Origin of the sequence: Kitasatospora sp. MBT63 (assembly GCF_000710465.2) — a bacterium.
Lineage (GTDB): Bacteria > Actinomycetota > Actinomycetes > Streptomycetales > Streptomycetaceae > Kitasatospora.
In genome coordinates, this window is sequence record NZ_JAIZ01000601.1 from 1 (window position 1) to 9,352 (window position 9,352).

8 protein-coding genes and 1 pseudogene are annotated in these 9,352 nt (G+C 76.0%); 2 read left to right on the forward strand and 7 right to left on the reverse strand.

Annotated features, from left to right (window positions below):
- Both AA75_RS31560 and AA75_RS31565 read left to right on the forward strand, forming a co-directional pair.
- Positions 1 to 805 (forward strand): annotated as a pseudogene (locus AA75_RS31560) (hypothetical protein); the annotation flags it as partial.
- A 73-nt stretch (positions 806 to 878) separates the two neighbouring features.
- Positions 879 to 1,502, forward strand: a complete 624-nt coding sequence (locus tag AA75_RS31565; RefSeq protein ID WP_033823751.1) for an RraA family protein — start codon at positions 879 to 881, stop codon at positions 1,500 to 1,502.
- Positions 1,503 to 1,790: 288 nt separating this feature from the next.
- Here the strand turns inward: AA75_RS31565 and AA75_RS31570 are convergent, their stop codons facing one another.
- The 7 genes from AA75_RS31570 to AA75_RS31600 all read right to left on the reverse strand — a co-directional run.
- Positions 1,791 to 2,888, reverse strand: a complete 1,098-nt coding sequence (locus tag AA75_RS31570) for an iron chelate uptake ABC transporter family permease subunit (RefSeq protein ID WP_233289283.1) — start codon at positions 2,886 to 2,888, stop codon at positions 1,791 to 1,793.
- Complete coding sequence (locus AA75_RS31575; RefSeq protein ID WP_033823752.1) at positions 2,885 to 3,946, reverse strand: iron ABC transporter permease; 1,062 nt, start codon at positions 3,944 to 3,946, stop codon at positions 2,885 to 2,887. Before AA75_RS31575 ends, AA75_RS31570 begins: the two co-directional genes overlap by 4 nt.
- Complete coding sequence (locus AA75_RS31580) at positions 3,943 to 4,773, reverse strand: siderophore-interacting protein (RefSeq protein WP_033823753.1); 831 nt, start codon at positions 4,771 to 4,773, stop codon at positions 3,943 to 3,945. The genes AA75_RS31575 and AA75_RS31580 overlap by 4 nt, the downstream gene beginning before the upstream one ends.
- Positions 4,774 to 4,883: 110 nt before the next feature.
- Complete coding sequence (locus tag AA75_RS31585; protein WP_033823754.1) at positions 4,884 to 6,608, reverse strand: ABC transporter ATP-binding protein; 1,725 nt, start codon at positions 6,606 to 6,608, stop codon at positions 4,884 to 4,886.
- On the reverse strand, positions 6,601 to 8,433 hold the full coding sequence (locus tag AA75_RS31590; RefSeq protein ID WP_063794477.1) for an ABC transporter ATP-binding protein: 1,833 nt from the start codon (positions 8,431 to 8,433) through the stop codon (positions 6,601 to 6,603). The genes AA75_RS31585 and AA75_RS31590 overlap by 8 nt, the downstream gene beginning before the upstream one ends.
- Before the next feature lie 85 nt (positions 8,434 to 8,518).
- Positions 8,519 to 8,740 carry an MbtH family protein gene (locus AA75_RS31595; protein WP_033823755.1) on the reverse strand — a complete coding sequence of 74 codons (222 nt, stop codon included), beginning with the start codon at positions 8,738 to 8,740 and terminating at the stop codon, positions 8,519 to 8,521.
- 40 nt (positions 8,741 to 8,780) lie between these two features.
- The coding region (locus AA75_RS31600) for a phosphopantetheine-binding protein (RefSeq protein ID WP_033823756.1) at positions 8,781 to 9,352 on the reverse strand (572 nt) is incomplete at its 5' end.

The window sequence follows — 9,352 nt, forward strand, 5'->3', positions numbered from 1 at the left end:
TGCCGCCGCCGTCCTGGTCCGGCGCACCCGCGAGGCCGTCGACCGGGCCGAGCGCGGGCCGGCCGCCGCCGGGACCCCGGCCGACCGGCCGCAGGGCCCCGCGCCGAGCCCCTGGCGGGACCGCCGCTACCTGCTGTTCGTCCTGCTGGACACCCCGCTCAGCCTGGACGACTCGGTGCTCGGCGTCGGGCTGCCGCTGTGGCTGGTGAGCCGCACCGGCGCCCCGCACGCGCTCGTCCCGGCCTTCCTGGTGGTCAACACGGTCCTGGTGGTGGTCCTGCAACTGCGGGTCTCCGCCCGGGTCACCACCGCGCGCCGGGCCGCCGACGCCGTACCGCTGTACGGGCTCGCCGTGCTCGCCACCTGCGTCCTGGTGGCGGCCGCCACCGGGCGGGGACCCTGGACGGCCGCGGCCGCCCTGCTGGCCGCCGCCGTGCTGGCCACCTCGGCGGAACTGCTGCGCTCGGTGACCTCCTGGGAGCTGGCGCTGGCCCTGGCACCCCGGCAGGCGCGGGCCTCCTACCTGGGGGTGGCCGGGATTGCACAGTCCGTCCAGAAGTCCGCCGGGCCGCTGCTGCTGACCGGCGCGGTGATGGCCGCCGGTCCGGCCGGCTGGCTGGCGCTCGGCGCCGCGGTCGCGGGCCTGTCGGTCCTGCAACGGCGCACCTGCCTGCGGCGGCTGGCCGCCCTGGACACGCCGGACACCGTGGACACCGTGGACACCGTGGACGCCGAGCAGCCCGCCCCGACGCCCGACGCACCGTCAGGGTCACCCGCCGCCGGTCCCGTCACCGCCCGCGGCTGAACCCGGCCACCCGCCACCGACACCGGCCCCGCCCGCACCGGCGGGGCGCATCCGACCGAAGGGGACCACCACCATGAACGACACCACCGGATTCGCGGACCTCTCCCCGACCACCCTCGCCGACGTGCTCGGGCACGGACAGGTCATGGACCTCGGCATCCGTCCGCTATGGCCGTCGGCCGGCCGGGTCGCCGGACCGGCGTTCACCGTCCGGTGCCCGCCGGGCGACAACCTGATGCTGCACGCGGCGATCCACCGGGCGGAGCCCGGCTCGATCGTGGTCGTCGAGGCCGGTGACGTCGAGTTCGCGGTCGCGGGCGGAAACGTCTGCGCCGTCGCCCAGCGCCGGGGCATCGCGGCCTTCGTGGTCGACGGGGTGATCCGCGACCTCGCCGAGGTGCGCGCGATGGGCTTCCCGGTCTTCGCCCGTGGCGTCGTCCCGGTCCCCGGCGCCAAGGCCGCCGTCGCGCCGCTCGGCGGCCCGGTGCGCTGCGGCGGGGTGACCGTGCGCGCCGGCGACGTCGTGGTGGCCGACGAGGAGGGCGTCGTGGTCGCCCCGGGCGACCGCCTCGATCAGGTCCTCCTCGCCGCCCGGGCCAAGGCGGCCCAGGACGCCGAAGTCTCCCTGGACGCCTGGGAGGCCGCACACCGCGCCCGGATCGACGAGATCCTGCACGCCAACGGCTGGACCGACTGACCGGACACCGGACCCCGGCCGTGTGCGGCGTCCCGCCGGTGGGGTGCCGACGCCCACCGCCCGGCGGCACGAGGGCACCGGCGCACGGGTCCGGGCCGCCGGCCGGGCACCGCCCACGGCCCTGTCGCGTACGGCCTCCGGAGCGGCGACCCCGGCCGCACCGGCAGCGATCACCGGGACCGGTCACCCCCCGGCCGGTACCGCACGCCGACGCCACGCGGCCCCGCCGACCCGCCGGCCGCCCCGCACCCTGCCCGCGCCCTGCCCGGGACCGCTCCGTCGGCCCGTTCAGCCGCGGCCGGTGCGCCACTGGCGGGCGATCAGCCACACCAGGTAGCACCCGCCGAGCACGCCGGTGAGCACACCGACCGGCAACTGGGTGGGCGCCAGCAGCCGCTGCGCCGCGAGGTCGCTGAGCACCAGCAGCAGCGCGCCGAGCACCGCCGACCCGGCCAGGTTCGGGCCGGTGGCGCCGGTCAGCCGGCGGACGGCCTGCGGGGCGACCAGCGCGACGAACGGGATCGGCCCGGCCGCGGCCGTGGCCGCGGCGGTGAGCCCGACGCCGACCAGGACCAGCCACAGCCGCAGCCGGTCGGGCCGCGCCCCGAGCGAGGCCGCGGCGTCGTCCCCCATCTCCAGCAGCCGCAGCGGGCGGCCGAGCAGCAGCGCGGCCGGCAGCAGCAGGGCGAGGACTGCGGCCATCGGGACGCAGTGCTCCCAGCCGCGGGCGTTCAGACTGCCCGTCAGCCAGACCGCGGCTCCGGCCGCGTCGCTGAACGAGGCCCGGGCGATCAGGTAGTCGTTGACCGAGGCGAGCAGGGAGCTGACGCCGATGCCGACCAGCACCAGCCGGTAGCCCTGGGCGCTGCCGCTGCGGGCCAGCAGGTAGACCAGCAGCGAGGTCAGCAGCCCGCCCGCGACGGCGCCGCCGGCCACCGTCGCGGCGCTGCCGCCGATCACCAGGATCACCAGCAGCGCGCCGGTGGCGGAGCCGAGGGTGAAGCCGATGACGTCGGGGCTGCCGAGCGGGTTGCGGGCGACGCTCTGGAACAGTGAGCCCGCCACCCCGAGCGCGGCGCCGACCAGGACGGCGGTGAGCACCCGTGGCAGCCGCAGCTCCATCACGATGTAGCGGTCGGCGCGGGCGCCGCCGCCGCTGAGCACGTCCAGCACGTCGGAGACGGCCAGCGGGAAGTCACCGGTGGTCAGGGTCCACACCACGGCGGCGGACAGGGCCGCCGTCAGCACCGCGCAGACGGCGACCGCCCGCCGGTGCAGGCGCAGCGAGTACCCGCCGGGCAGGCGCAGGGCGTGCAGCGGCACCCGGGTGGCGGGGGCCGGTTCGGAGGTCCGGGCGGCCGGGGCCAGGACCGTGGGGCTGTTCACAGTTGGGCGATCCTCCGGCCGCGGACGAGGGCGATGAAGAGCGGGGCGCCGAGGAAGGCGGTGACCACCCCGGCCTGGAGTTCGGCGGGGTGCAGCACCACCCGGCCGACCAGGTCGGAGCCGAGCAGCAGCACCGGGGCGAGCACGGCGGAGAACAGCAGCACCCAGCGCTGGTCGGGCCCGGCCAGCCGGCGGGCCACGTGCGGGACGGCGAGGCCGACGAAGGCGATCGGCCCGACGGCCGCGGTGGCCGCGCCCGCCAGCAGGGTGACCGCGGTCATCGCGAGCAGCCTGGTACGGCCCGGGTTGGCGCCCAGCGCGTGCCCGGCGTCGTCGCCTAGGGCGAGCGCGTTCAGCGGCCGGGCGAGGGCGAGGGCGAGCACCGCGCCGACGGCGAGGAACGGCAGCACCTGGCCGACGATCGGCGCCTCCACCCCGGCGAGGGTGCCGACCTGCCAGAACCGGAACCGGTTGAGGGTGAGCGGGTCGAGCAGGATCAGGCCGTTGACGAAGGCGGTGAGCACGGCGGTGATCGCGGTGCCGGCCAGCGCCAGCCGTACGGGTGTGGCGGAGGCCCGGCCGCCGCTGCCGAGCACGTTCACCAGGACGGCGGCGACCGCGGCGCCGGCCAGCGCGAACCAGACGTACGAGCCGAAGCCGCGCAGGTCGAGCAGGGCGGTCCCGGCGGCGACCGCGGCGGCCGCGCCGCCGTTGACGCCGAGGAGGCCCGGGTCGGCGAGCGGGTTGCGGGTGAGCGCCTGCATCAGGGCGCCGGCCAGCCCGAGGGCGGCGCCGACCGCGATGCCGAGGACGGTGCGCGGGATGCGGGAGTGGTGCACGACGATCCAGTCACCGTCGGTGGGTTCGTGGTGCAGCAGGACGTGCCAGACCTGGGCCGGCGGGATGTTCTTGGCGCCGACGGCGAGACCGGCGGCGGCCAGCAGCGCGAGCAGGGCGAGGCAGGCCAGCAGGCGGGTGAGCCGGCGGCCGGTCCCGGCGCTGCGGCGCGCGGCGGCGGCGGGCGCCGGGGCCGCCTTGTCGAGGGTCGGGGTGGTCATGCGTGCTCGTGCTCGTCGTCCTCGTGGTGGTCGTGGTTCTCCACGCCGCGCTTCCAGTACCCGTCGACGTCGACCTGGTGGCGGTGCAGGCCGCGCTCCTCGCGCAGGTGGCGGCGGATCGGCTTCAGGCTGGCGGCCTCGCCGGCCACCCAGGCGAAGCCCATGCCCTCGGGCAGGTCGGCGCCGCGGATCGCCCGCTCCAGCAGGTCGGTGGTGCCGGACGGGGCGTCACCGCGGTGCAGCCAGGTCAGGGTCAGGTCGGTGCGGGTCTCGAACTGCTGCTCGTCCTGCGGTCCGGAGACCTCGGCGAACGCAATCACCTTGACGCCGGCGGGCAGCATCTCGATCCAGCGGGCGAGGGCCGGCAGGGCGGTCTCCTCGGCACCCAGCAGGTACCAGTCGTGGACGAAGTCGACCACCTCGGAGCCGCGCGGGCCGAGCACGCCGAGGGTCATCCCGGGCTCGGCGTCGGCGGCCCAGGTGGAGCCGACGCCGGTGCCGTGCAGGACCATGTCGACGTCGATCTCCCGCTCGGCCCGGCGGTGGTGACGGATCGTGTAGTCGCGGGTGACGGGCTCGACCGGGGCGTCCATCCAGGTGTCGTTCTCGACCACCGGCTCGACCGGGAGCTCGTCGCCGGGGTGGGGGAAGCAGAGCTTGACGTGGTCGGTGGGGGCCTGCTCGCAGAAACCTTCCAGCGCGTCACCGGCGAAGGTCACCCGGACCGTCCCCGGGGTGATCCGGTGGACCCGCTTGACCTCCAGCAGGCGGTACTTGAGCGGATGGCGGACGATCCGCATGCGCGGCGGAGAGCTCTCGGTGGTCATCGTTTCGGCCCAATCCGGTGAGAGGCGGCGCGGTCCTGCGCCTGCGCCCGTGCCGCCGGCCCGAGGGATCGGACCGGCGGCACGGAACGGCAGATCGTGATTAGGTTAGCCTAACCTGCACTGTGCAGGCTACCGGCGGGCTCCCCCACCAGCCTCCCCCCGTCCAGCCGGACCACCCGGGGCATCCGGGCGATGGTGGCCGGACGGTGGGCGATCACCACCAGCGTGCAGTCGGCCCGCAGTTCGTCCAGCGCGTGCTCCAGCCGGGCCGCCGTGACCGGGTCGATGTCGGCGGTCGCCTCGTCCAGCACCAGGACCGCCGGGTCGGCCAGCACCGCCCGGACCAGACCGAGGATCTGCCGCTCGCCGGCCGACAGGTTGCCACCGCGCAGTCCGACCTCGGCGTCCAGGCCGCCCGGCAGGTCCGCGATCCACTCGCGCAGGCCGAGCCGGTCGACCGTCCGCTCGATCCGGGACCGGTCCGGGGCGCCCTGGACCAGGGCGAGGTTGTCGGCGATCGTGCCGGACACCATCCGCACCTCCTGCGGCACCAGCACGATCCGGCGCCGCAGTTCGTCCTCCGGGATCTCCCGCAGGTCGGTGCCGGCGAAGGTGACCGCACCGGCGTCCGGGCGGTACAGGCCGCACAGCAGCTTGGACAGCGTGGTCTTGCCGGAGCCGGTCTCGCCGACCACACCGGTCCGGCTGCCCACCGGGAACTCCAGCGACATCGCGTGCAGCACCCGGCCGTCGGCCCGGTACGCGTACTCGATCCCGGTGCACCGCAGGTCACCGTGGGCGGGCAGCACCGCGCCGGGCCCACCGGCGGGCGCCCGGACGGGCTCCGCGTCGGTGGCGGCCAGCAGGTCCAGCAGGCGGGCCAGCCCGGTCCGGGCGGTCTGCACCTCGCCGACCAGCTGGGAGAGGTCCGCGAAGGAGTCGAACAGGTTGCGGCTGGCCAGCACGAAGACCACCACGGTGCCCACGCTCAGGCTGTCGCGGGTCACCAGCCAGCCGCCCACCAGCAGCAGTACCACCAGGGCGAACCCCTCGACCAGGCTCACCAGGTCGATCCGGTTCTCCACCCGCAGCGCCCGGCGGGCCGCGCCCACCGCGAACCGGTTCTCCGCGTCGAAGCGGCGGGTCCAGCCGGGCAGACCGCGGGAGGTCTGCAGCGCCTCACGGGCGGTCAGCGTCTCGGTGAAGGTGGCCGCCACGGCCGCCTCCGCGTTGGCCTTGCCGCCGAAGGCGGGCCCGGCGTCGCGCTGGAACCAGCGGGTCACCAGCAGGGTCAGCGGGACGAACACCACCAGCTGCACCAGGAGCAGCAGCCACGAGTAGGCGACCATCACCACCAGGGTGAAGGCCAGCGTCGCGGCGGCCGAGACCAGGTTGCGCAGGTGCAGCCGGACGAACGCGGCCAGCGCGGCCACCTCGCCGGTCGCCCGGCGCAGCAGCTCACCGGTGCGGTGGGTCTCCAGGAAGCGCAGCGGGGCGGTGGCGAGGTTCTCCACCGCCTGCTCCCGCAGGGTGCGCACGACCTGCTCGCCGGCCCGGGCGAGCAGCAGCTCACCGGCGCGGGCGAAGCCGAGCTGGGCCAGCGCCAGCACGGCCAGCAGGGCGACGGCCCGGCCGAGGCCGCCGCGGTCGCCGTCCAGGACGGCGTTGGTGGCCATGCCGATCAGCGGCGCGACGGCGACCAGCGCCGCCGAGTCGGCCAGACCGACGCCGACCGCGACGCCCAGCCGGCTGCGGTGCGGACGCAGGTAGGGGGCGGCCCGCCGGAGCAGCGCGCGCTCGTCGGGCTCGTCCTGGAGCAGGGGCTGCTCAGCCACGGCCGGCCTCCACGGGGGTCTCGGTGCCGGCAGGGTCGGTGTCGGCGTGCTCGGCGCCGAGGGTCTCGGCGCCGGCGGTCTCGGCCGTCGGCGCCTCCAGGTGCACCACCCGGTCGGCGGCGTCCAGGACGGCGGTGCGGTGGGTGGCGAAGACGACGGTGCGGTCCTTGGCCCAGTCCCGCAGCCGGTCCAGCACCAGTTGCTCGGTGGCGGTGTCCAGGGCGGAGGTGGAGTCGTCCAGCAGCAGCACCTTGGGGTCGCCGAGCAGCGCCCGGGCGATGGCGAGGCGCTGGACCTGGCCGCCCGACAGGGCGGTGCCGCCCTCACCGAGTTCGGTGGCGTAGCCGTCCGGCATGGCGGCCAGCTGGTCGTGGATGCCGGCGGTGCGGCACGCCTCGTACAGCGCCTCGTCGTCGAGGTCGCGGCCGAGCCGCAGGTTGTCGGCGACGGTCCCGGACAGCAGCAGCGGGCGCTGGGCGACGTACGCGATCCGGGCCCGGACCTCGTCCAGGGCGACGGTGCGCAGGTCGGTGCCGCCGTAGGCGACGGTGCCGGTGTCCGGGTCGTCGAGGCGGACCGGCAGACGCAGCAGGGTGGACTTGCCGGAGCCGGTGGCGCCGGAGAGCGCGAGGAACTCCCCGTGCCGCACGGTGAGGTCCAGCGGGGCGAGCACGGTACGGCCGTCACGGACCGCGCCGACCCCGGTGAGGGTCAGCTCGCCGGTGGCGGGCAGCGGCCGCGCCTCGGCCGGGCCGGGCTCGGTGACGGTCGGCCGGATGGACAGCGCCTCGTCGATCCGGGCGGCGGCGACATCGGCCTGGCCGCGCTCCAGCAGCCGGTCGACCAGCACCCGGGTGGCGAGGGTGACGATCGCCATCCAGGAGGTGAAAGCGGTCAGGCCGCCGATGCTGAGCCTGCCCTCCAGTACGGCGAGCCCGCCGATGCCGATGCCGGCTGCCACCGCGAGGCGCGGGACGAACGGGGCGACGGCTGCCCAGGACGCCTCGATCCGGGCCGCGGTGACGGTCCGCCCGGTGACCTCGGCGCTGGCGGTGCGGTGGCGCTCCACCAGCGGCCGGTGGCCGCCGGTGCCGCGCAGACCGGTGCCGACCTGGAGCAGGTCGGCGACGGCGTCGGCGCGTTCGCCGTGCGCCCGGGCCAGCTCGCCGCTGGCGGCGGCGAAGCGCTTGGGGAAGTGGAGGTTGACCCAGACCAGGAACGGCAGGGTGGCCAGGGTGACCAGCAGCAGGCTGGTGTCGAGCACGGCCAGCGCGGGAAGCACGACGACGAAGGTGGTCCCCAGCACGACCCAGACCGCCAGGCCGTGCACCCACTCGCGGACCAGGTCGGTGTCCCGGGTGGCCCGCATCGCCAGGTCGCCGTGGCCCCGGGTGGCGAGCGCGGCCCGGTCCAGGCGGGACAGGTGCCGCAGCAGGCGGCCGCGCAGGTCGGCGCCGACCTTGGCGTCCGCGTACCCGGCGAGGAACTGCCACAGGTAGAGGCCGACGAACTGGACCAGCGCGGTGGCGGCGGCGGCGCCGCACCAGAACAGCAGAGCGCCGCTGTCGTGCTTCTTCACACCCTCGTCGAGCGCCTGCTGGACGCACCAGGGCACCGCGAGCAGGGCGACCTGCCGGACGGCGGCGGCGACCATGGCGGCGATGACGGTGCCGCGGTGCGGCTTCAGCGAGCCGCGCAGCAGGGCCCGGGCCCGTCGGCGGCGCTCCGGGGAGAGCGCGCCGGGCTCCAGGTCCTCGTCGGCGAGCTGTTCGGCGGTCAGCCCGTCCGGGGGCTCGGTGGCGGGGTCCGTCTGGTGGGTGCTCACGTGGGTGGGGTATCCGTCTGTCGGAACGGGCATGGACTGCCGGCGGTCCCGGGGACGGCGGGCTGCGCCGTCCCCGGGAGGACCGTCAGGAGGCGGCGGCCGAGCGGGCGATCAGGCTCGCGGGGCGCATGTCGGTCCAGTGCGCGTCGACGTACTCGCTGCACGCCTGGCGGGTGTCCTCGCCGTGCACGACGGTCCAGCCGGCCGGGATCTCGGCGAAGGCCGGCCACAGCGAGTGCTGGTTCTCGGCGTTGACCAGGACGTAGTAGCGGGCGTCGTCGTCCTCGAACGGGTTGGTGGCGCTCATGGTTGTCTTCCTTCGGGATGGGAGGGAGCGGTCGGAGGGGTCAGTCGGAGCAGGGGACGGCGGCGTCGGAGCCGCCGAGGGCGGTGAGCACGGTCGCGTCGACCAGGAACTCGGTCAGTGCGGCGACCGAGGGCCGGGCCAGCAGGTCGGCGAGGCCGAGCGGGTGGCCGAACTCCGCCCGCAGGCCCTGGAGCAGAGCCATCGCGAGCAGCGAGTGGCCGCCCAGATCGAAGAAGTTCTCGTCGATGCCGACCGAGGGCAGGCCGAGTGCCTCGGCGAAGACGGCGTGCACCCGTTCCTCGCTGGCGAACCGGGGGCCGCGCACCGGCCCGGTGGCCGTGAAGTCGGCAGCCGTGGGCGCGGGGAGGGCCTTGCGGTCGAGCTTGCCGTTGACGGTCAGCGGCAGCGCGTCGAGGACGACGAACGCGGACGGGACCATGTACTCCGGCAGGCGCTCGGACAGCATACGACGGACCGCGCCGGTCTCCACCTCCCGGTCCGCCGGGACCAGGTACGCGGCCAGCCGCTTGACCCCCGGGGTGTCCTCACGGACCACCACGGCAGCCTGGGCCACGGCGGGGTGCGTGGTCAGGGCGTCCTCGATCTCGCCGG